Source organism: Nocardia sp. NPDC004123 (assembly GCF_053603795.1).
Genome location: NZ_JBSGGG010000004.1, coordinates 266,406 through 288,994 on the forward strand (window position 1 = coordinate 266,406; position 22,589 = coordinate 288,994).

22 protein-coding genes are annotated in these 22,589 nt (G+C 69.2%); 9 read left to right on the forward strand and 13 right to left on the reverse strand.

Annotated features, from left to right (window positions below; translation table 11 throughout):
• The first annotated feature begins 28 nt into the window (after nucleotides 1–28).
• Complete coding sequence (locus ACWEQQ_RS07410) at nucleotides 29–1,753, forward strand: class I adenylate-forming enzyme family protein (RefSeq protein WP_452347607.1); 1,725 nt, start codon at nucleotides 29–31, stop codon at nucleotides 1,751–1,753.
• 26 nt (nucleotides 1,754–1,779) lie between these two features.
• Nucleotides 1,780–3,003 (forward strand): acetyl-CoA acetyltransferase, encoded by a 1,224-nt coding sequence (locus ACWEQQ_RS07415; RefSeq protein WP_452347608.1) that lies wholly within the window; start codon nucleotides 1,780–1,782, stop codon nucleotides 3,001–3,003.
• A gap of 82 nt (nucleotides 3,004–3,085) precedes the next feature.
• Here the strand turns inward: ACWEQQ_RS07415 and ilvD are convergent, their stop codons facing one another.
• Nucleotides 3,086–4,939: a dihydroxy-acid dehydratase gene (gene ilvD / locus ACWEQQ_RS07420; protein ID WP_452347609.1), complete on the reverse strand. Its 1,854-nt coding sequence runs from the start codon at nucleotides 4,937–4,939 to the stop codon at nucleotides 3,086–3,088.
• 104 nt (nucleotides 4,940–5,043) lie between these two features.
• Between ilvD and ACWEQQ_RS07425 the strand changes: the two genes are divergently transcribed.
• Nucleotides 5,044–5,640 carry a TetR family transcriptional regulator gene (locus ACWEQQ_RS07425; RefSeq protein WP_452338897.1) on the forward strand — a complete coding sequence of 199 codons (597 nt, stop codon included), beginning with the start codon at nucleotides 5,044–5,046 and terminating at the stop codon, nucleotides 5,638–5,640.
• 7 nt (nucleotides 5,641–5,647) lie between these two features.
• Here the strand turns inward: ACWEQQ_RS07425 and ACWEQQ_RS07430 are convergent, their stop codons facing one another.
• From ACWEQQ_RS07430 to ACWEQQ_RS07440, 3 genes are all read right to left on the reverse strand, one after another.
• A complete protein-coding gene (locus ACWEQQ_RS07430; protein ID WP_452347610.1) occupies nucleotides 5,648–6,022 on the reverse strand; it encodes a nitroreductase family deazaflavin-dependent oxidoreductase in 375 nt (124 codons plus the stop codon).
• A gap of 235 nt (nucleotides 6,023–6,257) precedes the next feature.
• Complete coding sequence (locus ACWEQQ_RS07435) at nucleotides 6,258–6,599, reverse strand: hypothetical protein (protein ID WP_452338895.1); 342 nt, start codon at nucleotides 6,597–6,599, stop codon at nucleotides 6,258–6,260.
• A gap of 159 nt (nucleotides 6,600–6,758) precedes the next feature.
• The gene (locus ACWEQQ_RS07440) at nucleotides 6,759–7,601 is read right to left on the reverse strand and encodes an NAD-dependent protein deacetylase (protein WP_452347611.1); all 843 of its coding nucleotides are present in this window, start codon (nucleotides 7,599–7,601) and stop codon (nucleotides 6,759–6,761) included.
• Between the two features lie 125 nt (nucleotides 7,602–7,726).
• On the opposite strand from ACWEQQ_RS07440, the gene ACWEQQ_RS07445 reads away from it, so the two are divergent.
• Nucleotides 7,727–8,518, forward strand: a complete 792-nt coding sequence (locus ACWEQQ_RS07445; protein WP_452347612.1) for an SDR family oxidoreductase — start codon at nucleotides 7,727–7,729, stop codon at nucleotides 8,516–8,518.
• 24 nt (nucleotides 8,519–8,542) lie between these two features.
• On the opposite strand, the gene ACWEQQ_RS07450 is transcribed toward ACWEQQ_RS07445, so the two are convergent.
• Nucleotides 8,543–9,538: a 1-aminocyclopropane-1-carboxylate deaminase/D-cysteine desulfhydrase gene (locus ACWEQQ_RS07450; protein WP_452347613.1), complete on the reverse strand. Its 996-nt coding sequence runs from the start codon at nucleotides 9,536–9,538 to the stop codon at nucleotides 8,543–8,545.
• Between the two features lie 114 nt (nucleotides 9,539–9,652).
• Between ACWEQQ_RS07450 and ACWEQQ_RS07455 the strand changes: the two genes are divergently transcribed.
• Complete coding sequence (locus ACWEQQ_RS07455; RefSeq protein ID WP_452338891.1) at nucleotides 9,653–10,516, forward strand: SDR family oxidoreductase; 864 nt, start codon at nucleotides 9,653–9,655, stop codon at nucleotides 10,514–10,516.
• Between the two features lie 21 nt (nucleotides 10,517–10,537).
• Nucleotides 10,538–11,848: a phytoene desaturase family protein gene (locus tag ACWEQQ_RS07460; protein ID WP_452347614.1), complete on the forward strand. Its 1,311-nt coding sequence runs from the start codon at nucleotides 10,538–10,540 to the stop codon at nucleotides 11,846–11,848.
• Between the two features lie 97 nt (nucleotides 11,849–11,945).
• On the opposite strand, the gene ACWEQQ_RS07465 is transcribed toward ACWEQQ_RS07460, so the two are convergent.
• Complete coding sequence (locus tag ACWEQQ_RS07465; protein ID WP_452347615.1) at nucleotides 11,946–12,617, reverse strand: TetR/AcrR family transcriptional regulator; 672 nt, start codon at nucleotides 12,615–12,617, stop codon at nucleotides 11,946–11,948.
• A 70-nt stretch (nucleotides 12,618–12,687) separates the two neighbouring features.
• Here ACWEQQ_RS07465 and ACWEQQ_RS07470 point away from each other — a divergent pair, with 70 nt between their 5' ends.
• On the forward strand, nucleotides 12,688–14,106 hold the full coding sequence (locus ACWEQQ_RS07470) for a cytochrome P450 (protein ID WP_452338888.1): 1,419 nt from the start codon (nucleotides 12,688–12,690) through the stop codon (nucleotides 14,104–14,106).
• A 35-nt stretch (nucleotides 14,107–14,141) separates the two neighbouring features.
• Here ACWEQQ_RS07470 and ACWEQQ_RS07475 read toward each other — a convergent pair whose 3' ends face one another.
• The gene (locus ACWEQQ_RS07475) at nucleotides 14,142–15,146 is read right to left on the reverse strand and encodes a TY-Chap domain-containing protein (protein WP_452347616.1); all 1,005 of its coding nucleotides are present in this window, start codon (nucleotides 15,144–15,146) and stop codon (nucleotides 14,142–14,144) included.
• A 124-nt stretch (nucleotides 15,147–15,270) separates the two neighbouring features.
• Here ACWEQQ_RS07475 and ACWEQQ_RS07480 point away from each other — a divergent pair, with 124 nt between their 5' ends.
• A complete protein-coding gene (locus ACWEQQ_RS07480) occupies nucleotides 15,271–16,062 on the forward strand; it encodes a phosphatidylethanolamine N-methyltransferase family domain-containing protein (RefSeq protein WP_364616770.1) in 792 nt (263 codons plus the stop codon).
• On the opposite strand, the gene ACWEQQ_RS07485 is transcribed toward ACWEQQ_RS07480, so the two are convergent.
• The 5 genes from ACWEQQ_RS07485 to ACWEQQ_RS07505 all read right to left on the reverse strand — a co-directional run bounded on the left by ACWEQQ_RS07485 (nucleotide 16,055) and on the right by ACWEQQ_RS07505 (nucleotide 20,799).
• The gene (locus tag ACWEQQ_RS07485) at nucleotides 16,055–17,341 is read right to left on the reverse strand and encodes a diguanylate cyclase domain-containing protein (protein ID WP_452347617.1); all 1,287 of its coding nucleotides are present in this window, start codon (nucleotides 17,339–17,341) and stop codon (nucleotides 16,055–16,057) included. The genes ACWEQQ_RS07480 and ACWEQQ_RS07485 overlap by 8 nt on opposite strands.
• A gap of 34 nt (nucleotides 17,342–17,375) precedes the next feature.
• On the reverse strand, nucleotides 17,376–18,185 hold the full coding sequence (locus tag ACWEQQ_RS07490) for an SAM-dependent methyltransferase (protein ID WP_379428005.1): 810 nt from the start codon (nucleotides 18,183–18,185) through the stop codon (nucleotides 17,376–17,378).
• A gap of 171 nt (nucleotides 18,186–18,356) precedes the next feature.
• Nucleotides 18,357–19,136 (reverse strand): M50 family metallopeptidase, encoded by a 780-nt coding sequence (locus tag ACWEQQ_RS07495; RefSeq protein WP_354846495.1) that lies wholly within the window; start codon nucleotides 19,134–19,136, stop codon nucleotides 18,357–18,359.
• Between the two features lie 356 nt (nucleotides 19,137–19,492).
• Nucleotides 19,493–19,990, reverse strand: coding sequence for a response regulator transcription factor (locus tag ACWEQQ_RS07500; protein ID WP_452347618.1), 498 nt, complete (start codon nucleotides 19,988–19,990; stop codon nucleotides 19,493–19,495).
• A complete protein-coding gene (locus ACWEQQ_RS07505) occupies nucleotides 19,987–20,799 on the reverse strand; it encodes an SDR family NAD(P)-dependent oxidoreductase (protein ID WP_452347619.1) in 813 nt (270 codons plus the stop codon). The genes ACWEQQ_RS07500 and ACWEQQ_RS07505 overlap by 4 nt, the downstream gene beginning before the upstream one ends.
• A gap of 104 nt (nucleotides 20,800–20,903) precedes the next feature.
• Between ACWEQQ_RS07505 and ACWEQQ_RS07510 the strand changes: the two genes are divergently transcribed.
• Nucleotides 20,904–21,806, forward strand: coding sequence for a LysR family transcriptional regulator (locus ACWEQQ_RS07510; protein WP_452347696.1), 903 nt, complete (start codon nucleotides 20,904–20,906; stop codon nucleotides 21,804–21,806).
• A gap of 86 nt (nucleotides 21,807–21,892) precedes the next feature.
• Here the strand turns inward: ACWEQQ_RS07510 and ACWEQQ_RS07515 are convergent, their stop codons facing one another.
• On the reverse strand, nucleotides 21,893–22,501 hold the full coding sequence (locus ACWEQQ_RS07515; RefSeq protein ID WP_452347620.1) for an Rv1733c family protein: 609 nt from the start codon (nucleotides 22,499–22,501) through the stop codon (nucleotides 21,893–21,895).
• Nucleotides 22,502–22,589: the final 88 nt, after the last annotated feature.

The window sequence follows — 22,589 nt, forward strand, 5'->3', positions numbered from 1 at the left end:
CGGACCAACTCATCACCAGGGAACTCCGATGGTCGAAATCTCCTCCTCCGCAACGACGTCCCCCGCCCGCCCGGTGCACGCCTGCCATCCGGCGGACACCGTGCGCACCTACCTCGAGCGCGGCTGGTGGCAGCCCGAGACGATTCCCGACGTCTTCCGCCACCGCGTCACCGAGGCCCCCGACGCGCCCGCCATCACCGACCCGGCCAACCTGGCGGACCTGACCGGCGCGCACCCGCGCACCCTCACCTGGCGCGAACTCGACGACCACGTCAGCGATATCGCGGCGGTCCTGCTGGCCAACGGGATTCGGCAGGGCTCCACCGTCGCGATCCAACTGCCCAACTCGATCGCCCTGACCGCCGTATACCTCGCACTGTGGCGGCTGGGCGCGGTGGCCACGCCGATGCCCGCGTCGTTCCGGCGGCACGAGCTGTCGGGCATTGTCGCGGCGACCGTGGCCGAGGCCGTCATTACCGTTGGGGCGCTGGGAGATCGGGCACTCGCGGCGGAGGCGCTGACGGTTATCGGCGGGCAGGGCGCTGTCTTCGCCTTCGGGCCGGGCGTCCCGGAGCAGGCGATCGCCCTCGACGGCCCGGTCGGCGCAGCTGCCCGCAAGCGGGTACGTGACTACACCTGTGCGCTCCCCGTCACCGTCAACGATCGCATCACCATCTGCTGGACCAGCGGCACCGAGGCCGCGCCCAAGGGCATTCCGCGCTGCCACGGCGACTGGCTCGCCGTGGCGGGCGGCGTCCAGGACGGGCTCGGCATGACCCCGGATTCGGTGGTGCTCAACCCCTTTCCCATGGTGAACATGGCCGGATTCGCGGGCTCGTTCCTGCCGTGGCTGCTGGCGGGCGGGCATCTGGTCCAGCACCACCCATTGGATCTGCCCGTGTTCTTCCGGCAGCTCGCCGAGCACCGGGTCACCCACACGAGCATGCCGCCCGCCCTGCTCACCATGCTGCTGCAGAACGACGCCCTGCGCGCCCGCGCCGACCTGTCCTCGCTGCGTACGGTCGGCTCCGGCGGTGCGCCGCTGCCGCCGCCGGTGGTGCGGCGCTGGCAGGAGGAACTGGGCATTCAGGTGATCAACTTCTTCGGATCCAACGAGGGAGTGAGCCTGCTGGGCACACCGGCCGATCTACCGGATCCCACCCTGCGCGCCCAGCATCTGCCGTACTACGGTGCGGCCGGGGTGCGCTGGTCCACCAGACTGGCGGAACGGACAGCGGTGAAACTGGTCGACGTCACCACCGGGGCGACGGTCACCGAGATCGGCGGACGCGGCGAACTGCGCCTATGCGGCCCGGCCGTCTTCGGCGGCTATCTGCCCGGCACCGCCACCGCCGAGCCCTTCGACGACGAGGGATACCTGTGCAGCGGTGACGTTTTCGAACGATGCGGCGACGGCGGCCGGTACCTGCGCTTCGTCGACCGCGTGAAGGAGATCATCATCCGCGGCGGCATGAACATCGCGCCCGCCGAGATCGAGGGGCTGCTCATCGACCATCCCGCGATCGCGGATGTCGCCGTGGTCGGCTACCCCGACGCGGTGCTCGGCGAAAAATGCTGTGCCGTGGTCGTTCCCGCGCCCGGCGCCACCGTGACCCTCGCCGACCTGGTCGAGCATCTGCAGGCCCGCGAGGTCGCCTCGTTCAAACTACCCGAGCGCCTGGAGCTCACCGATACGCTGCCGCGCAATCCGGTCGGCAAACTGCTGCGCCGGGAACTACGCGCCCGGCTCTGACCACTCTTCGATCGCAGGAGGACCCCGTGTCCGTGCACATTCTGGGCGGCGGCCAAACCGATTTCGCCGTCAACTGGCACCGCGTCGGCCTCGGTTTCGACGCCCTGATCCGCGCCGTCCTGGACGAGACGCTCGCCGCCGTCCGCCTCGACGCCACCGCGATCGAGGTGATCCACATCGGCAATGCCTTCGGCCAATTGTTCACCGGCCAGGGCCAGCTCGGCGGCATGCCCGCCACCATCCATCCTGAGCTGTGGGGCATTCCGGCCGCCCGCCACGAGGCCGCCTGCGCCTCCGGCAGCATGGCCGCCCTCGCCGCCATGGCCGATCTCGAATCCGGCCGCTACGACTGCGCACTCGTGATCGGCGCGGAGCTGGAGAAGACCGTCCCCGGCGGGCAGGCGGCCGCCTACCTGGGCGCGGCGGCCTGGGCGGGCCACGAGACTCAGGACACCGACCTGGTGTGGCCGACCCAGTTCGCCGCCATCGCGGCGGAATACGACCGGCGCTACGACCTCGATTCCGCTCACCTGCGCGCCATCAGCGCGCTCAATATCGTGAATGCCCGCTCGAATCCCCGTGCCCAGACCAGGAATTGGTCCTACACCGACGCTAGCTTCACCGCCGACGACACCGCCAACCCACCGGTGGCCGGTGTCCTGCGCCGCCAGGACTGCAGCCAGATGACCGACGGCGCGGCGGCCGTGATTCTCGTCTCGGACCGGTTCCTGCAGCGGCACAGCACCATCCGCCCCGACACCACCGCGCTGATCTCGGGCTGGGGCCACCGCACGGTCGGCCTTTCGCTCGACGCGAAGATCCACGCCTCTGCCGCCGAACCCTATGTCTTCCCACACCTGCGCACCGCGGTCCTCGACGCGCTGTCCCGCGCCGGTCTGGCCGATATCCACCAGCTCGGCGGCCTCGAGGTTCACGACTGCTTCTCCATGTCGGAGTATGTGGCCATCGACCACCTCGGCCTCACCGCGCCCGGCGAGAGCTGGAAGGCCGTGGAATCGGGCGACATCACCCGCACCGGCAGCCTGCCGATCAACCCCGGCGGCGGGCTGATCGGCATCGGCCACCCGGTCGGCGCGACCGGTGTCCGCATGCTTCTCGACGCGTACAAGCAGGTCACCGGACAGGCGGGCGACTGCCAGCTGCCGGGCGTCACCCGCTACGGCACCGTGAACATCGGCGGCAGCACCACCACGGTCGCGAGTTTCATCGTCGAATCCGTGCCCGGCTGACCCCGGGACGGCCCGGGGTCGCCGCCACACCGGACGCGGGCCGTGCGCACCGTGGTCACCTCTCACCCGGCGAGTTCGGTTCTCACCCGGCCAGTTTGGCGGGGTCGCGCACCGCGCCCCGGTCGGCCGAGGTGGCCAGCAGGGCATAGGTTTTCAATGCCAGCGAGATCTCACGCTCACGATGGCGCGGCCGGTAGCCGCCGTTCGCCTCCAATTCCGAGCGGCGGGTGGCCAATTCGGCGTCGTCGACGTGGAGGGTCAGGGAGCGCGACGGGATGTCGATGGTGATGGTGTCGCCGTCCTCGACGAGCGCCAGCGGGCCACCCGCCGCTGCCTCTGGGGAGATGTGGCCGATGGAGCAGCCGGAGGAACCGCCCGAGAATCGGCCGTCGGTGATCAGCGCGCACTCCCGGGCCAGGCCCAGGCCCTTGAGATATGAAGTCGGATACAGCATTTCCTGCATGCCCGGCCCGCCGCGCGGACCCTCGTAGCGAATGACCAGCACGTCACCGGCCTTGATCCGGCGCGACAGGATCGCCTCGACCGCATCCTCCTGCGACTCCACCACCACGGCGGGACCGGTGAAGGTGTGCATGTGCGCGGCCACGCCCGCGGACTTCACCACAGCCCCATCGGGAGACAGGTTGCCGCGCAACACCGCGAGGCCGCCGTCGCGCGAATGGGCATGGGCGACATCGCGAATGCAGCCCGCTGCGGCATCCAGATCGAGGGCGTGCCAGCGCTCGGACTGGGAGAAGGCGCTGGCCGACCGCTTGCCGCCGGGAGCGGCGTGGAACAGCTCCCGCGCCGCCGCGGAGGGGCGCTCGGCGCGCACGTCCCACTCGGCCAGCCACGCGTCGAGTGAATCCGCGTGCACCGCATGCACATCGCGGTGCAGCAGTCCGGCCCGGTTCAGCTCGCCGAGCAGCGCCGGGATGCCGCCCGCGCGGTGCACGTCCTCGATCAGATAGTCGCCATTGGGCGCCACCTTGCACAGGCACGGCACCTGCAACGACATCTTCTCGATCTCGGTGAGCGTGTAGTCCAGCCCGGCCTCCTGCGCCGCCGCGAGCAGGTGCAGCACCGTGTTGGTGGATCCGCCCATGGCCAGGTCCAGGGCCATCGCATTGTCGAAGGCCTGGTGGGAGGCGATGTTCCGGGGCAGGACCGAGGCATCGTCCTCGTCGTAGTAGCGGCGCGCCAGGTCCATGACCGTGCGTCCCGCCGCCCGGTACAGCTCGGCCCGGGCGGTGTGGGTGGCCAGCGTGGTGCCGTTGCCCGGCAGCGCCAGGCCCAGCGCCTCGGTGAGGCAGTTCATGGAGTTGGCGGTGAACATGCCCGCGCACGAGCCGCAGGTCGGGCAGGCGTTCTCCTCGATGCGCTCCAGATCCGCGTCGGACACTTCGGGCGAGACCGCCTCGGCCATGGTGACGATGAGGTCGAGCCGGCTGCGCACCGTGCCGTCGACCAGCACCGCGGTGCCGCCCTCCATCGGTCCGCCGGAGACGAACACCGTCGGGATGTTCAGTCGCAGGGCCGCCATGAGCATGCCCGGAGTGATCTTGTCGCAGTTGGAGATGCACACCAGCGCGTCGGCGCAGTGCGTGTTCACCATGTACTCGATCGAATCCGCGATCAGGTCCCGGGACGGCAGCGAGTACAGCATGCCGCTGTGCCCCATGGCGATTCCGTCATCGACCGCGATGGTGTTGAACTCCCGCGCGATACCGCCCGCCGCCCGCACCGCCTCGGAGACCATGCGGCCGACCGGCTGGAGGTGGGTGTGGCCCGGCACGAACTCCGTGAAGCTGTTCGCGATCGCGATGACGGGCTTGCGGCCGATATCCGCCGAGGGCACGCCGCTGGCCCGCATCAGGGCGCGGGCCCCGGCCATGTTCCGTCCGTGCGTGACCGTACGGGAGCGCAACTCGGGCACGATGCCACCTCCTCCTCAATCTGCAACCAGATGGTTGCAACCGTGTGGTTGGAGTTTGCCACGCCCGCGGGCCCAAACGCAACCGTGTGGTTGGAGATGGTTGGATGGACGTCATGGCGTGGGATACCGAGAGGACCAGACGGCTGCTGCTCGAGGCGGCGGTACTCGAGTTCGCCGAACGCGGACCCGACGGCGCCCGGGTGAACGCCATCGCGGCCCGCGCCGGGATCAACAAGGAACGCATCTACCAGTACTTCGGCGACAAGCGCGGCCTGTTCGAGGCCGTGCTCACCGACCAGCTCGAGCAGCTCGCCGCCGCCAGTCCGCTGACCGCCGACAAGGCCGGCGACCTGGCCGAGTACGCCGGGCACGTCTTCGACTTCCACCGCACCCACCCGCAGTTCCTGCGCCTCATGTACTGGGAAGGACTGCAACCGCAGGACGGTCAGCTGCCGGGCGAGTCCGCCCGCGCCTCGCACTACGCGGACAAGGTCGCCGCGCTGGCGGCCGCCCAGCGGGCGGGCGCCCTGCCGGACGAGGTCGCCCCCGGCTACCTGCTGTACGCGGTGGCGGCCCTGGCCGCCTGGTGGTTCGCCGCCCCGCAGGTGGTGCGGATGATCCTGGGCGCGGACGCCGACGATCCGGAAACCCTGCGCGCGGCATTGGTCACGCTGGTGCGCCGGCTCGAGGTCCGGGACTAGCGGCGCGTCACTCCCCGGAAGCGATGTCCGCGACGAACAGCGGGAGCCGGCGGGCGGCGATCCGGGCGGGGAACGGGACTTCCGGGCCCGCCTCGCCGCGGCCGACTATACGGGGATTGACGAGTTTGTACTGGCGAAAAGCGTGAGAGGTAGCGGCTTCTCCGGCGGCGAGAACGTTTTTGATCCAATCGGTCCGGCCGTGGCCCATGACCACATAGAGCGAGCCGTCGAAGCGAAAAGCGTTGACCGGTGTGGAATACGCTCGGCCCGACTTGCGGCCGCGGTGTTCGATCACGGCGAACCCGGGCAGATACGGCGCGAGCGGGCGAACCACCGGGTTCATATACCTGACCTGTAAGCGGTCCAGCCACGCCGGGAACATGTTGGGTTCGGTTGTCGGCATTTCGGTGCCCCCCTTGTCCGCGCCTGATGTCTCAGACAGACTACAACCTCGCTCCCGGCCAGCGAGGATTCGGCGCGTCGACCGCGAGTGCTGCGTGAAGGAGGACTGATGGTGTCACCGGCTCCAGCCCCCGACGACATGCCGCTCGACGGAGTCACCGCTGTAACCCCGGGAAGGCCGCCGTCGGAGGTCGGCTGCTGTGTGCGGTATTCGCTCAGCTCTTGGCCGCGGGCTCGGCGGTCTGCCCGGCGTGCTCGGTGGTGTCGGCCGTACGCTCCGCTCTGATGTCGGCCTGCCACTTCTCGAAATCGGTTCGCATCACCTCGATCTGATGTTCGAGGGCTTCTCTGGTGTCCGACCACCACTTCTGGGCGACGTCCCGCAGTTCGGCCGTGGTCTTCTCGAACTCGCTGCCTTCGCGCTCGAAGGTCGCCTCCAGCTCCTCCCGACGTGCCTGGAGCGCGGCGCGGTTCTGCTCGCGCGCCGCGGCGGACGACTCCTCGAACCGCTTCACCTGTGCGGCGAGGTCCATCAGCGATTCCGACAATGGTTTCATAGTCTTGTCCTCTCGAATCTCTGGATCCGCGTTGGGGATCCGGCATCGGCCACCACCAAGCCTGGCTTCCGCGACCGGCGGGTCCAAGGGCAGAACGTCCTCTGAAATACCTGCCACTCGGCATCGATTGCCCCGTCCGCCGCGTTGTGTCGGTCGAAATCAGCTGGGGATGAGGGCGTCTGACAATGCGGTGAGTACAGGGGCGCAGCCGGTGTCGAGAATGAGGGTGGCCAGGGCATCGGCACGGGTGCCGCCGCGGTTCAGGATGATGAGCGGGCGGCCGGATTTGGCGGTGCGCCGGGCGAAGCGGAGACCGGACATGACCGTCAGGGACGAGCCGACGACCAGGAGGGCGTCGGCGGAGTCCACCAGGTCGAGGGCCGCCGCGACGCGGGGTTTGGGGACCGATTCACCGAAGTAGACGATGTCGGGTTTGAGGAGGCCGCCGCAGTGCAGGCAGTCGACCATGCGGAAAGAGTCGGTGTCGGTCACGACGGCGTCGGCGTCCGGCGCGACTTCGAGGCCGTCGAGCAGGATCGAATCGGCGAAGCCGGGATTGGCTGCTTCGAGGCGATCGGCCAGAGCCATGCGCGACGTGAGGGCGTCGCAGTCGAGGCAGCGAACGCGGGCGTAGACACCGTGCAGATCGATGACCCTGTGATGACCGGCCTTGGTGTGCAGCAGGTCCACGTTCTGGGTGATGAGGCCGCTGACGAGGCCCGCATGTTCCAGCTGGGCCAGCGCCCGATGCGACGGATTCGGCCGGGCCGCATCCATACGCCGCCATCCGACGTGATTGCGCGCCCAATAGCGTTGGCGGAACAACGGATCGCCGATGAACTGCTGATAGGTCATCGGGGTCCGGGGCGGGGCGTCGGCGCTGCGGTAATCCGGAATGCCGCTGTCGGTGGAGATGCCCGCGCCCGTGAGCACGGCCATGCGGCGGCCGGAGACCAGGTCCAGCAGGCGATCGAGCTGCTGCGCGGAACCGGAATCGGGCATGCGGTCAGCCTACGACGCGTCCGTCGGGTGCCGCCGGTCACGTCGTGTCACATCCGCCGGCCCTGCGTCGTCTCTTTGGCAGGACGCCACCACGGCGGCGGCGCGAGACGAAGGAGATGGTCATCATGGCGAAGACGGTTCTGGTCACCGGCGGCACCGGCACCCTGGGCAGCCTGGTCACCCCGCTGCTGCGGGAGGCCGGCGTGCACCTGCGCGTGCTGAGCCGCACCGCGCGGATGGCGCAGGACGGCATCGAGTACGTGGCCGGCGACCTGCAGACGGGCGCGGGTATCGCCGAGGCGGTCGCCGGCGTCGACACCGTCCTGCATCTGGCGGGCACCACCAAGGGCGACGGTGAGAAGGCGCGCACCCTGGTCGAGGCCATCCAGGCCGCGGGCGTGTTCCCGCACCTGATCTACATCTCGGTGGTCGGCGCGGACCGGATCCCGGTGGAGAGCGCCATCGACCGCCAGACCATGGCCTACATGGCATCGAAGCGGGAAGCCGAACTGGTGGTGGAGAATTCGGGCCTGCCGTGGACCACCCTGCGCGCCACCCAGTTCCACGACCTGCTCTTCACCATGGTCTCGGCGTTGGGCAGGATGCCGCTGGTGCCGGTCTTCGACTTCCGCTTCCAGCCCATCGAAACCGCCGAGGTGGCAGCACGATTGGTGGAATTGACCCTGGGTGAGCCCGCGGGCCTGGTCGACGAGATCGGCGGCCCGCGCATCTACAGCATGAAGGAACTCGAGCGCAGCTACCTGGAGGCCACCGGCCGCCACCGTCCGGTCTTCACCATGAAGGTCCCGGGCAAGGCGGCCCGCGCGTACGCCGCGGGCGGCAACCTCACCCCGGAGCACGCCGCCGGCGGCCGCACCTGGGAGGAATTCCTGGCCGCCAAGCTCGCGGTCGCGTGAGCGGACGACCTGCGGAAACCGGTGTCAGCGCGGTCCGTTGGTGTTGAGGTACACCACCGGACCGTCGAACCGGCCGTGCGCGTTCATGTCCAGCAGCGCGGCCATGGCTTTCGCGGTGTAGACCGGCTCCAGCCGCATGTGCTCCCGATCCTCCGAAAGTGCCAGTGCCGTAGCTGCTTCCGGCATCGGATAGCCGTATCCCGGACCGAGGTAGTCGGTGACGATATCTAGATTGGCGGTGGGGGAGAGGTGCTCGGGTAACCGCGCGCCGCGGGACCGCAGCAGCCGCTCGGTACGGCCCGCCAGCTTGGCGAGCGCCGGTTCGTCGAGGCGCAGCGTGTCGTTCACGACCACACCCACCACCCGCGTGCGCAATCCGGCCAGCCGCAAGCCGAGTGACAGCCCCGCCGCCGTCCCGCCCGACCCGACCGGAATCACGATATGGCCCGGCTCCGGAATCTCCCCGGTGCTCACCTGATCCGCCAATTCCAGTGCGGCCTCGACATATCCGAGCGCACCCACCGGCGACGACCCGCCCGCGGGCAGGAAGTAGGGCGGTCGCAGGCCGGTGAAATGCCGGGCCAGCAGATACGGAGCACTCAGGATCGTGCGCGCCTTGGTGTGGGTGAAGTGCAGTTCGGCGCCCGAGGCCCGCAATCGCTCGAGTTGTGCCCGCACATGCTCGTCGACCGGCTGATCCACCAGCGCCAGCACGGTTTTCAGCCCGTGTTCGCGCCCGTACAGCGCGGTCGCCAGCCCCCAGTTGGTGCCCAGCCCGCCCACCGTCACGATGGTGGTCCGCTGCCGGCGCAGTGCGTCGGGCAGCAGCCATTCCAGCTTGCGGACCTTGTTGCCGCCCCAGCCGCCGTCACCGAAAGCGCTGTCGTCCTTGAGCCAGATGTCGGCGCCCGCCGTGTCGAGGGCCTCCAGTCTCCGCACCGGCGTCGGGCCGGTCCCCAGCCTCACGTGGGGCAGGGTCCGCTGGAGCTCGGGGTAGCGGCGGTGCAGGTGCGGGGTCATCACGCCAACCCTATCGACTGTCCAGTTTTTCGACGAGTGTGGCGGGCAGCACACGGGCGCCGGATTCGCTCCTGCTACGTTCCGAACTGTCATTAACTTCGGCAAGGAGATTTCATGCCTGGTGTAACCGATCGCGTCGTCATTGTCACCGGAGCCGGTGGCGGACTGGGCCGGGAGTACGCATTGCTGCTCGCCCGCGAGGGCGCGCTGGTCGTCGTCAACGACCTCGGCGGTGCGCGCGACGGCTCCGGATCCGGGCACAATATGGCCGACGCCGTGGTCGAGGAGATCCGCGCGGCCGGCGGCACCGCCGTCGCCAACTACGACAGCGTCGCCACCGAGGAGGGGGCGAAGGCGCTGGTCCAGACCGCGATCGACAGCTTCGGCGCGGTGCACGGCGTGGTCAACAACGCGGGCATCCTGCGCGACATGAGCTTCGTGAAGATGACCCCCGAGGCCTTCGAGGCCGTGCAGCGCGTGCACCTGTTCGGCTCGTTCTTCGTCACCCACGCCGCCTGGCCGCACTTCCGCGAGCAGGGTTTCGGCCGCGTCGTCATGGCCACCTCCACCTCCGGCCTGTACGGCAACTTCGGCCAGGCCAATTACGGCGCAGCCAAACTCGGCATGGTCGGCATGATGAACACCCTCGCCATCGAGGGCCGCAAGTACGACATCGGCGTCAATGCCGTCGCGCCCATCGCCGCCACGCGGATGACCGCCGACATCGCCTCGGCCGAGATGCTCGAGAAGCTGCCGCCCGCCCAGGTCGCGCCCATCGTCGGCCACCTGATGAGCGAGGACTGCACCGACTCCGGCATGGTGCTGGTGGTCGGCGGCGGGTCGGTGCACCGGACCCAGCTGTTCGCCAACCAGCCCGTGTTCTTCAGTGAGGTCCCGACGATGGACCAGGTGCGGGAGAATTGGAGTCGTATTACCGATATGTCCGACGCTCGGCCCGGGGTGAACCCAGCGGGCTGAGCCTGCTCGAGGGGGCTCGCCATGAGCGAGAACACGTGGGACGCACTGGTTGTCGGAGCCGGGGCGGGCGGGCTGTGCGCGGCCGCCCGGCTCTCGCACCACGGCTACCGGACCCTGGTGGTCGAACGCCTGGACCGGATCGGCGGACGAGCCTCCACCACCGAACTCGACGGTTTCATCGTCAACACCGGCGCGGTGGTCGTCGAACTCGGCGGCATCACCGAACGGACCTTCGAGGAGGTGGGCGCGAAATTCGAAGTGCGCCCGGCGGATCCGCCGATTCTGTTCCGCATCAACGGCCGTGACGTGGATGTCACCAGCGGCGGCTGGGGGCTGCTCATCTCCCAGCTGACCCGCCAGGGGGCCAAGCTGCTCACCGGAATCGGCGCGGCCCGCGCCGACGGCGGGCTGCCCGACCGGGAACTGTCCACCGCCGACTGGGTGCGGCGATACACCAAAAACGATGCGGTGCAAGGCATCTTCCGCAATATGTGCGGCTCGATCTTCGCCGTCGGCTCGGAGGAGCTCCCCGCGCGCGTGTTCCTCACCTACTTCACCCGCGCGTCGGCGTTCAAGAAGCTCGGCTTCTGCCCGGACGGCACCATCGGTATCTGGAAGGCCCTGGCGGAGGTGGTGGAACGCAATGGGGGACAGGTGCGTCTGGGCAGCGAGGTGCAGCAGCTGCTCGTCGAGGACGATCGCGTCGTCGGGGCCCGCATCCGGCACGAGGGTGAAACCTCCTATGTCTCCTGCGCTTTCGCGGTCAGCGACATCGGGCCGTCGGCCACATTGGATCTCGTTGGCCCCGAACATTTTCCGTCCGACTATGTCGGCTCGGTGCTGCAACGCGACCTGCCGTGCGCCATGATCTCGGTCAACTTCGCCAGCCGGGAACCGCTCATCGACGCGCCCGGCCTGCTCAGCTTCGCCCGTACCAGGCGGCTGTGCTACGTCGCCAACTTCACCGCCACCTGCCCGGAGATGGCCCCCGAGGGCTGGCACCTCTACGTCGGCACCGGGGTGCCCAAGCCGTCGGTGGGCGACTTCGACTCCGAGGCCGAAACCGCGCTCGTGCTCCAGGATCTGCGCGAGGAGATCCCGGGCTTCGACACGGCCCGCATCCTGTCCATCGCCGTCACCCGCGACGACTGGCCACCCCAGCGCACGGTCGCCGGCTACGACCTGCCCCACGACACCCCCATCGCGAATCTCTGGAACGTCGGCGACGCGGTCAAGGAGTACGCCAACGGCGGCATCACCGCCTGCACCGAGACCGCGAAGATCGTCGTCGACGAGATCATCGCCAGCGGCGTGGGTCGATCCGCAACGTGACAACTGATTTCGTGGCGATGAGGGTAACTCGGGGGGCACCCCCAGGATCGATTCGGCGCCTGACCGGCAGCACGCGTGCGCGGCCGGCAACGGCTCGTCAGCCGGGCGCTGAAGTCCCGGGGAGGCGGATCAGCTCGGTGATTCCGGGGAGCCGGTCCACCATGGCCACAACGTAATCCGCGACGATCCCGATCAGCACGGGCCGCTCCACCTTCAGGCCGCCGTCGAGCCAGACCAGGATCAGCTCGGCCGCGCCGCCGGTGATCAGCTGGGCCAGTGCGGTCAGGGCGGTGTCCTCGCCCTCGGGAAGGTCGAGCAGCACCCGCGTCTGCTCGATGAGCAGCTGCGCCACCCGGCGCATGCCCTCGAAGCGGCGGCGCATGAGCATCTCGCTGCCGTAGGCCTGCGCGAAGGCGATGTTCGCCCGGCGCGGATCGTCGGTCACCGTGATGATGAGCGCCGCCACCCCGGCCCGCAGCTTCTCCTCGGGCCCGCCGGGGGTCTCGGTCATGGCCGTGCGAGCCTGCTCGAGGGCCGCGCCCTGCACCTCGTCCAGCAGCGCGGAGGCCAGCGCGTCCAGACCGGTGAAGGATTCGTAGAAGAAGCGCGGCCCCACCTTCGCCTGCTCGCACACCCCGCGCACGGTGAGCGCGGCCAGCCCCTGCGTGCCGACGATCTCGAGGGCCGCGTCCAGCAGCCGTCGTCGGCGCTGCTCCCGGCGCTCGTCGGTCGTGGTGCCGCGATAGGTCCCGTTGAAAGCTCGCGTCACCCTGACAGCTTGGCACAGAAATCGGGAAACGACCGTTTACGGAAACTTTCGTTTCCGCTACCGTTGAGGCATGGCTGTGCGAAAAGCCGTGGTGAACCATCGAATTCAGTGCCGCGCCGCCGGGGTACTGGAGCGCTATCCCAGCGTGCCGCGGGCACTCGCGACACCGCCGCCGGGCAGCGGGCTCAAACCGGTGATGGGTGACTACGGCCCGCCGGGCATCGGCCACGTGGTGAGCACCCTCGCCGACCCCCTCACCTTCGGCCGCGACCGGATGCGCCGCTACGGTCCCGTGCAGTGGATGGGCGTCTTCGGGCGGCAGGTGGTGGGCATCGGCAGCCCGGCCGCCGTGGAGGAGGTGCTGCTGGACCGCAAGCACGTGCTCTCCGCGCAACAGGGCTGGGAATTCCTCATCGGCCCGTTCTTCCGCGGCGGAATCCTGCTGCGCGACTTCGACGATCACGCCTATCACCGCCGGATCCTGCAGCAGGCCTTCACCCGCCCGCGGCTCATCGGCTACCTCAACCTCACCACCCCGCGTATCGTGCGCGGCGTCGACTCCTGGCGACCCGCCCCCGATTTCCCGCTCTACGACCACGTCAAGCGCATGCTGCTGGAACAGGCCACCGTGGTCTTCGCGGGCGCGGAACTCGGTCCCGAGGGCACCCGCCTGTCCCAGGCCTTCGAGGACGCCGTGCACGGCGGCAAGGCCATCATCCGCACCAATATGCCCGGCGGCGTGTGGAATCGGGGCCTGCGCGGCCGCCGGCTGCTCGAGGACTACTTCCGCCGGGAGCTGCCCGCCAAGCGCGCCGGCGACGGCGAGGACCTGTTCAGCGTCCTCTGCCACGCCGAGACCGAGGACGGCGAATCCTTCACCGACGCCGACATCGTCGACCACATGATCTTCGTCATGATGGCCGCCCACGACACCAGCACCCTGGCCATCTCCATGCTGGCCTACGAACTGGCCCGGCACCCGGAATGGCAGCAGCGGCTGCGCGAGGAATCACAGGCGCTGGGCAAACCCACCCTCGACTACGCCGACCTGGACCGGCTGCCCGCCCTGGAGATGGCCTTCCGCGAGACCCTGCGCATGTACGCCCCGGTCGGCCAGATGGTGCGAGAAGCGCTGGAGGACACCGAGATCGCCGGGTACTTCATCCCCAAGGGCGCGCTGGTCATGGTCGGCTCGTACTCGATGATGCGCAGCGAGGAGTACTGGCACGACCCGGACGTGTTCGATCCGGAACGCTTCGATCCCGCACGCGCCGAGGACAAGTCGCACCGCTTCGCCTGGCCGCCCTTCGGCGGCGGCGCGCACAAGTGCATCGGCCGGTACTTCGGCGGCATGACCGTCAAGGCCACCATGCACCGCATGCTGCTGAACTACCGCTGGAGTGTGCCGGACGGCTACCAGGTGCCCCTGGTCGCCGGTACCGGCCCGACGCCGGCGGACGGCCTGCCGATCCGCCTGCGCCGGCTCTGAGTCTCACCCGCCCCCGGCGACCGCCGAATGGCGGGTCACCGGACGTCGCGCGGAATCCCGAGTTCGATATCCAGATAGCGCAATTCCGGATCGCGGCGGCGGCCGTTGCGGAACGCCCGGAACACCAGATCCTGCGGATGCCCGACGGTGAACACCTCGGTGAAGGTGGCCACCGTCCGCCGCGGCGCGCCCTCCAGGCTGGGATTGAACCCGGTCTTGGCCAGCGGCCCCTCCCAGATGAGCGCCGCCCCGCCGGGCACGCTGTGCGGGGCGAAACTCCAGCCCAGCTCGCGCATGCGCCGGTCGAACTCGCCCGCGCCCAGTCCGGCCACATCCCAGCCGCTGGCCTCGTTGAAAAGCTGCCTGCCGTGCAGGAATTGGACGAAGCACGGGTCCGGTCCGGGGTGCGGAGTGCTGAGGTTGATCACCCCGTCCCAGGGCAGCGTGGTCAGCGCCCAGCTCAGCCTGTCCTCGAAGTCGGCCCAGTTCGAACACGCCACCGGCGCTTCGCGCTCGCTGGGGCGGTCGGCGGGCAGGCCGTAGCTGCCGCTGCCGGGCGCGTCCATGCTCCAGGTGGCGAAACGCAGCCGGTCCCCGTCCATGTCGAGCCCGTCGCGCAACACCGCCACCACGGATTCGGCCACGCCGCGCCGATGATCGATCGACTCCCCGCGCTGCCATCCGGTGCTCCATTCGCGCGCCAGCCGCGGCTGCTGGTGCACCCGCTGCATGGCCCGCCACTGCGGATCCGGTGCGGTGGCATCGGATTCCGAGGGCAGCGGCACCGGATCCCAGGTGCCGTCGGGTTGCGCGCGCAGCACGGTGAGCAGCGCTTCGGCCTCGGCGGTGTCGTCGGGGACGGCGATCAGCACCTCGATCTCGGTGCCCTGCTGCGCGAAATGCACACGGCGGCCGGTGAGTTCGTCACGAACCTGAACGAAGCGCGGGTTCCATCCGAGTCCGGACTCGTCGGCGTCCTCGTCCTCCTCGAGAAAAAAAGGCATACATTCGATCAGCACATCCCATCCCTGCGAACCCACCTTGCCTCCCTCCGGGTTCTCGCCAAACTACCCCCCGGCCACCTTTCGCGCCCCCCGGTGGGTACCGGCCAGGCTGTGCACTGTGGTAGAACCTGTTCTAGTTTTTCCACCTGAAGGACCGCGAATGAACTGGTACACCGGCAATACCGTCTACGACACCGTGCTCACGATCGCTTTCGCGTTCGCAGCTTTCGTGCTGATCGGCGGCCTCTTCGGGCAGAGTCCCTACGGCCGCTTCGCCACCGCCAAACTCGGACTCAATCTCAATCCGAAGCTCGGCTGGTGGTTGATGGAGATTCCGGCCACCGTGGTCTTCGCTGTCGCGTACCTCAGCGGTCCGCGCCGCTTCGAGCCGACTTCCCTGGTGCTGGCGGCCATCTGGATTCTGCACTACGGCAACCGCGGCTGGTTCTTCCCCCTCTCCATTCGCCAAGTGCCCGGCAAGACCAGCAGTTTCAATGTTTCCGTGCTCGGCATGGGCATGTTCGTGACCGCGCTGCACGGCTATCTCAATGGTGCGCTCTTCAGCCACGATTATCTCGGGCAGTACGGTACGGATTGGCTGACCGACCCGCGCTTCATCATCGGGCTGATCGTCTACCTCTGCGGTTTCGCGCTGCTGGTGAGCTCGGAGGGGATCGTCCGGAATCTTCGCGACAAGAACAACCCGGGGGCAACGGAATACAAGATCCCGTACGGTCTGGGATTCCGATTCGTCACCAGCCCCACCTATCTCGGCGAACTGGTCGCCTGGGCCGGATTCGCCATTCTCACCTGGGCGCTGCCCGGCGTGGTCATCTTCCTGATCACCTTCGGCAATCTGGTGCCGCGCGCCTTCGCCACCCACACCTGGTACCGGGAGAAGTTCGAGGACTACCCGGCGGAGCGAAAAGCGCTGGTGCCGTTCGTCATCTAGGGTCGCCGAGCGCGCCGTGGCGCAGCGCCTTGTCGCGGTACATGGCGACGTCCACGGCGTGCATGAGCTCGTCGATGGCGGTGGAATCGGTGTCCACCAGCGCGGTGCCGATGCTCGCGCCCACCTGCACCAGCAGCCCCGCCACGTCGAACGGATCGCGCAGCGCGGCCAGCAGGCCGTCCGCGACGGTGTCCAATTCGTCCTGACCTGAGCAGTTCTCGACCAGGACGATGAACTCGTCACCGCCCAGCCGCGCCGCCACCCCGTTCGGCGGCAGGGCCCGGCGCAGCCGCTGGCCCACCTCGCACAGCACCCGGTCGCCGGCGGTGTGGCCGCGGCGGTCGTTGATCTCCTTGAAGCCGTCCAGATCCAGGTAGCAGACCCCGACCTGGCCCGTGGCCGCGGCGAGACGGTCGAAGAACAGCAGTCGGTTGGGCAGGCCGGTGAGCGAATCGTGGTGGGCGTCGTACCAGAGCTGATCGGCCAGCTGCTTGCGGTCGGTGACATCGACGGTGACGCCGATCAGGAAGCGCGGCTTACCCTCACTGTCGCGGACCACCGTCATGGACAGGTCGATGATGGTGTGCGTGCCGTCCGGCTTGGTGTGCCGGGTCTCGAAGCGGAAGCGGTCGATCTCACCGGAGAGCAGGCGCTGGAACAGGGAGAACGCTTCACCGATGTTCTCGGGGCCGAGAATGTCGGCCACGGTACGGCCGGGCATGGACTCGGCGGCGACGCCCAGGGTCTCGGCGAAGGCGTTGTTGACGTCGACCACCTTGCCGGTGGCGGCGTCGACGGTGCCGATGCCCACCGACGCCCCTTCGAAGATGGCCTGGAACCGCGCCTCCGACAGCTGGCGGCGCGCCTCGGCCTCCTGGACCGCGGTGAGGGCGGCGCCGAGCGTCGTCTCCTGTTCGGCCAGCGCCACATTGCGCAGCCCGGCGGTGAACTCGGCGGCGAATTCCGCGGCCAGTTCGATGGCGCGATCGCGGACCGGCCCGTAGTCCGCGCAGCCGGGGTCGGGGCAGGCGTCGGTCACCAGGTCCTTGCACAGCACCAGCACCGAGCGGTGCACGGCCAGCGGGTCACGGTAGTTGGCGGCCACCAGGGCGACCGCGGCCTCCCGCGCCACCGACATGTCCCCGGTGCCGCGCACGGCCGCGATCAGGCGGTCACCGAAACCGTCGAGCAGATCCTCCACCTGGGCCCGGGTGAGCGTCGGCGCGACCGCGCCATCGAGAGCGTCGGCCCATCGGACCGCCAACTCGTGTGCTGCCACCGGTGACCCCCTGCCCCTGACTCGTCCGAACCACTCAGGCCTTGCGGCCCACACCCGCCAGTCCCAGCGAACGGCCCGGCGCCTCATGCTGGTCACGGTCGGATTCCGGCCGCCACAGCGGCAATTCCACCACACCGGGCTCGATCGGCTCCCACTTGCCGAACAGCGCGGCGATCTCGTCGCGGCTGCGGAACTGCAGTCCTATCTTGCTGACATTGTGCGAGTTCTCCACCAGCTTCGCCGCGTCGTCGGGGCGCGTGGCCGAGGTGAGATGCGAAATCGCGACGTAGCTGCCGACGGGCACTGCGTCGTGGAGTGCGTTGACCTTGTCGATGGGGGCGTAGTCGTCGCTCATCAGGTGCAGGACCGCAATGAGAAGGATGCCGACAGGTTGGTCGAAGTCGATGATGCCGGTGCCCCGCGCCTGCTCCAGCAGCGCCGCGGGCTCGCGTAGGTCGGCCTCGATGGCGGCCGCCCGGTCATTGCCCCGCAGGATGGCGCGGGAGTGGGCCACGGCCACCGGATCGATATCGACGTAGAGCACCCGGCACTCCGGATCGATGGCATGCGCCACCTCGTGCACATTGCCCGCGGTCGGAATGCCGGAACCGATGTCGAGGAACTGCCGCACACCCGAATCCACCAGGAAGCGCACCGCGCGCCGCAGGAAGGCCCGATTGCTCAGCGCCAGCCGCGGCAGGTCGGGGACCAGCGACTTGCCCGCCGCGGCGGCCTGCCGGTCGACCTCGAAGTTGTGCGAGCCGCCCAGTAGCGCGTCGTACATGCGCGCGGGGCTGGGCCGGGTCATGTCCACGCCCTCCGGGGCCCATGCCGGTCGTTCCATCCCGAATCCCTCCTTGCCGCAACGATGGAGTGCCCGCCTGCGGTGCGGGCGGGCCAAAGATCCGGGCAAATCCGGTGTTCGGGATCACCCGGACGGTGTAGGGCGAATGTTAGTCCCCGTTCACCAGAAACCTTGCAGCGATACCACTCTCGCCCTGAGGTGGGAGAATGCTCACCCGGCGGTTGACGCCGCGCAGGTGCTGTGCGTGAGCGGGGGCACGCAGACCCCGGTCACATCCGCGAGCAGCAGCCGCGCGCCGAAGGCCAGTGAGCACAGCGCAATCGCGCCGAAGGCCAGCACCCACAGCAGGCCCGGGATCCGGGTCAGGTGGGCCAGCTGGTCGGCGTCGGAGTTCGGCTCGTGTGCGCGATTGCGCTGCAGCTCGATCACCGGCCGCACCGCCGCCAGCAGCAGGAACCAGGCCGCCAGATACGCCAGCGCCGCCTGGGTGGTGTCGCTGCCGAACCAGGACACCGCGAACACCACGCCGCCGGTCACCAGGATCGACAGCAGGCCGTACCAGTTGCGCACCTTCACCAGCAGCACCAGCAGCAGCGCGATGGTCAGCCACAGCATGAGCGTGAGGCGATGCGCGCCCAGCAGCGCCGCGTAGGCCAGTCCCAGCAGCGCGGGCGCGGGGTAGCCGGCCGCGGTGGTCAGGATCATGCCGAGTCCATAGGGTTTCCCGCTCGACACCGTGAGTCCGGAAGTGTCCGAATGCAATCGGATGCCGTTGAGCCGCCGCCCGGTGAGCAGCGCCGTGAACGCGTGCCCGCCCTCGTGGGCGATGGTCACCGCATTGCGCAGAATCCGCCACGTCGGCCGGAACGCCACCAGCAGCAGCGCCACCACACCGGTCCCGACCACCAGTTGCCACGGCGGCGGTGACTGTGTGGTGGACAGCCGATCCACGACCGTGCTACCCCGCTGAACGAATTCCGCTGTATTCACCGCCGCACCCTATCGACTCCGGCCGAGAGCGACCACAGCTCGCGGCCCGGCGGCCGGCCGGCCCGGCGGCGCACCGGTGCGGATCCGCCGGGTCGCGGCGGAGCGGAGCGGAAGGGGCACAGGCGGATTCAGTTCACGAAGATGTCAGGTCCCGGACGGCGGATATCAACGCGCACAGCCGTTTTGGGGACTACTCTGCAGATCGGCAGTGACACCGGGTGCCCGTCCGGTACTGCCCGGGTGGGTCTCGTCGGTATCCCGAGGCATGGTCCCCGAATAGTTGATGCCGCCGGAATCCCATCCCCTGCTCCGGCGGCATCGCCGGGCAGGGGTCTGTCGGTTTCGGCGGCCGCGGTTCAGGCCGCGGCGTAGGGCCTCGGATCCGGCGTGGTTTCGTGCTTGGCGTCGGCGCTCGCGCCCGGCGCCCGGTGGGCGCGCAGCCGGAAGGCGATGCATTCCAGCAGTTCGCGGGTGTGCACCGGCAGGAGCAGGCATTCCGAAGCACCCGCGGTCAGGATCGTTTCCAGGGATTCGGGATTGTGGTCGGTGCTGAGCGCGATGATGGGCGCGGTGGTCCGCGCGCGCAGCTCGCGGCACAGCTCGGCCGCCGCGACATCGGGCACCGCCCGGTCCAGCAGGATGACATCGGGTTTCAGGCGGTCCTGGGTGCGCAGGGCCTGCCGTCCGCTGGCGGTCTGGAAGGTGTGGTAGCCCGCCGCGGCGAGCACCAGCACCGTGATCTCGGCGACGGCCGGATTGCTCTCGACCACCAGGATCTTCGCCGGCGCGGTGGCCCGCTCACCCTGTGGTGAACGTGCGTATGCCGTTGTTGTCGATTTCTGGACTCTGTTCATGATTGCGGTCCTCCGCTCGGCGGGATCCCCCGACCCATGCCGTCAACCGTCGAGCGAAACATCACCCACGTGGGCAATTCGTTCCGACTTTGCCCTTGGTGCAATCGACGGAACCCGACGCTATCTCGTTGCCCGTCCGTTATGCCAGGAAAATGCAGGAATTTGCCGAATGATCGCTGAAGTCTTCTCGGCTCGGCCACTGGTCGTTCACCTACCGTACACTTCGAATTCACTGCCTGGTTGGCTTTGGACCAGGTGCAATGGTGAAGGCCCGAAGCGGATCGCCCGCTCGGGACCGCTATCGGCGGGATTATCCGCTCTCGCCGGGCGACCACGGCACGACGCTGCCATAGCGGATCAATTGCCCGTAGTGCTGCGGCCCGGCCGGATTCAACACGAGCTCGAGTAGCTGCGCGGCGGCCTGCGCCGGAGTGGGTGCGCGGGTGACGTCCCACCACGGTGCCGAAGTTGTTGACCTCCGCGTAGTCGGCGACGATCCGGCGCGGGTCGTCGTCGGGTCCGACCCGCATGACGGCATTGCCGAACACGATGTCGATGCCGCCGTGGCGGTTTCGCAGTTCGGCGGCGAGGCGGTCGGCCGCGTGCGGGTCGGCCACGTCGAGGAGTTCGCCCCGGACCTGGGCGCCGCCGGCGGGCAGGCTCTCCACGGCGTGCATCACCCGGTCCGGGTTCCGGCCCGTGAGATAGACGGTGTCCGCCGGGCTGAGCCGCTCAGCGAGCCCTTCGGTCAGCGCCAGCCCGAGGCCCTGGGTGGCGCCCGTGACGAGAGCGATTGCGGGGCTTGTCATTCGGATCCTCCGATCGTGCGTATCCGGCTCATGCCAACCAACGCTGGAAAGGGCCAGGGCATGTGGCCAACGAGAATCTCTCAGAAGTGGTATGCGTGAATGTCATGGTCTTCGGTGATGCGTCCCTGACCGCGCTGCGTGTCTTCCGGGAGGTGGCCGAACGTGGAACGCTCACCGCCGCGGCGACCGCGCTCGGGTACACCCAGTCGGCGGTGTCGCGGCAGATCGCCGCGCTGGAGCGGGCGGCGGGCACCGCGCTGCTGCAGCGGCGCCACGACGGGGTGCGGCTGACGGCCGCCGGGCAGGTGGTGGCGCGGCGCGCGGCCGCGGTGATCGACCAGATGGATGCCACCGCAAGGGAATTGGCCGGACTGCCGGAGGATCGGGCCAGCGTGCGGTTGGGCTGGTTCCCGACGGCCGGGGCCTGGCTGGTGCCGCACGCGCTGGCCGAGTTGCGGCGTACTCATCCGGGGATCACCGTGATCACCCGCGAGGGCCGCACGCCCGCGCTGGTCCGGGCGCTGCGCGCGGGCACGACCGATCTCGCGCTGGTGTCCTCGGCGCCGCCGTTCCGCCCGCTGGACGGCGAGACTCCCGCCCTGCTGACGCAGGTCCTCGCGGAACGCCCACTGCTGGTGGCGGTTCCGGCGGACCACCCGCTCGCGCGGGGCGACTACATCGACGTGCGCGACCTGCACGGCCGGCACTGGATCGCGGGCTCGCACGGTGAGCACGCCATGGGCGTCTGGCCCGGGCTCGGCGAACGCCCCGAGATCGTCCACACCGCCCACGACTGGCTCGCCAAACTCCAGCTCGTCGCCTCCGGCGCCGGGATCACCACCATCCCCGCCTCCGCACGCCCGGCCCTGCCCGCCGGCGTCCGGGCCCTCCCGGTCCGGGGCGGCCCCACCGAAACCCGCCGACTCCTGCTGGCCCGCCTGCCCACACCCATGCCCGACCCCGCTGCCCGCCTTGCAAGCGCACTCCGCACTGCCGCTCTGGGCTGACTGTGATGCCCGGAGCTGTGATGCCCGGAGCACGGGCACTGGTGCGGGGGCTTCATTTCCGTGTCGGCTCGCGGGGAGTGCCGGAGTCAGGACGGTTTGTTGTGTCCGATCCCCGGGGCGAAGTCTCGCCATTCGCGCGCCCAGGCGGCGTGGTGGCGGTGCAGGAGGATGCGGTCGGCACAGCAGACCAGAACGGTTGCGCCGCAGCAGGTTGCGATCACTGTCAGGATGGCGGTGTCGATGCCCTGGACCACCGCGTCGGACGTGGGCCGCGGCGCGGTGGTGGCCCGCCCCGAGGAGTCCAGCCACTGGGTCACGGTGCTGCCCCGCTTCGCCGAGTTCGGGACGACGACCACGGCGATATCGTTGCGGCCGTGGACATTCCACGCCACGGTGGCCTGCGGCGGTCCGGACGCCACCACCCCCTGGCCGACCGGAACCGCGATGCCGAGGGGATCGGAGACGACCGTGGCCGTCACAGCGGTCTTGGCGGCGTTCTCGGCGCGGATGTGCGCGCCGGTGGTGGTGGCGGCCGAGATTGCCATGACGACCGCCAGCGGAACGGATGCCACGGCCACGAGCACCGCGACCATCCGCCAGGCCGCCTGCAGACGGTCCGAGGAACGCATCAGCCGATTGCGGCTCCACGGAGCGGTCCGGTGGATCCGAATGGGTAGCGCCGCCGAGCGCGGCATCGGCGTTCGCCTCCTGCCTCGATGGATCAGTCGCGGCCGAGAGCATGCGCGAGCTGAGCCTTGGACATGCTGGAGCGGCCCTTGATAT

Coding starts and splice junctions, on each gene's coding strand:
- ACWEQQ_RS07410 (WP_452347607.1), top strand. CDS start 29: ATGGTCGAAATCTCCTCCTCCGCAACGACGTCCCCCGCCCGCCCGGTG.
- ACWEQQ_RS07425 (WP_452338897.1), top strand. CDS start 5,044: ATGGACGTCATGGCGTGGGATACCGAGAGGACCAGACGGCTGCTGCTC.
- ACWEQQ_RS07430 (WP_452347610.1), bottom strand. CDS start 6,022: ATGTTCCCGGCGTGGCTGGACCGCTTACAGGTCAGGTATATGAACCCG.
- ACWEQQ_RS07435 (WP_452338895.1), bottom strand. CDS start 6,599: ATGAAACCATTGTCGGAATCGCTGATGGACCTCGCCGCACAGGTGAAG.
- ACWEQQ_RS07440 (WP_452347611.1), bottom strand. CDS start 7,601: ATGCCCGATTCCGGTTCCGCGCAGCAGCTCGATCGCCTGCTGGACCTG.
- ACWEQQ_RS07445 (WP_452347612.1), top strand. CDS start 7,727: ATGGCGAAGACGGTTCTGGTCACCGGCGGCACCGGCACCCTGGGCAGC.
- ACWEQQ_RS07450 (WP_452347613.1), bottom strand. CDS start 9,538: ATGACCCCGCACCTGCACCGCCGCTACCCCGAGCTCCAGCGGACCCTG.
- ACWEQQ_RS07455 (WP_452338891.1), top strand. CDS start 9,653: ATGCCTGGTGTAACCGATCGCGTCGTCATTGTCACCGGAGCCGGTGGC.
- ACWEQQ_RS07460 (WP_452347614.1), top strand. CDS start 10,538: ATGAGCGAGAACACGTGGGACGCACTGGTTGTCGGAGCCGGGGCGGGC.
- ACWEQQ_RS07470 (WP_452338888.1), top strand. CDS start 12,688: ATGGCTGTGCGAAAAGCCGTGGTGAACCATCGAATTCAGTGCCGCGCC.
- ACWEQQ_RS07480 (WP_364616770.1), top strand. CDS start 15,271: ATGAACTGGTACACCGGCAATACCGTCTACGACACCGTGCTCACGATC.
- ACWEQQ_RS07490 (WP_379428005.1), bottom strand. CDS start 18,185: ATGGAACGACCGGCATGGGCCCCGGAGGGCGTGGACATGACCCGGCCC.
- ACWEQQ_RS07500 (WP_452347618.1), bottom strand. CDS start 19,990: ATGAACAGAGTCCAGAAATCGACAACAACGGCATACGCACGTTCACCA.
- ACWEQQ_RS07505 (WP_452347619.1), bottom strand. CDS start 20,799: ATGACAAGCCCCGCAATCGCTCTCGTCACGGGCGCCACCCAGGGCCTC.
- ACWEQQ_RS07510 (WP_452347696.1), top strand. CDS start 20,904: ATGGTCTTCGGTGATGCGTCCCTGACCGCGCTGCGTGTCTTCCGGGAG.
- ACWEQQ_RS07515 (WP_452347620.1), bottom strand. CDS start 22,501: ATGCCGCGCTCGGCGGCGCTACCCATTCGGATCCACCGGACCGCTCCG.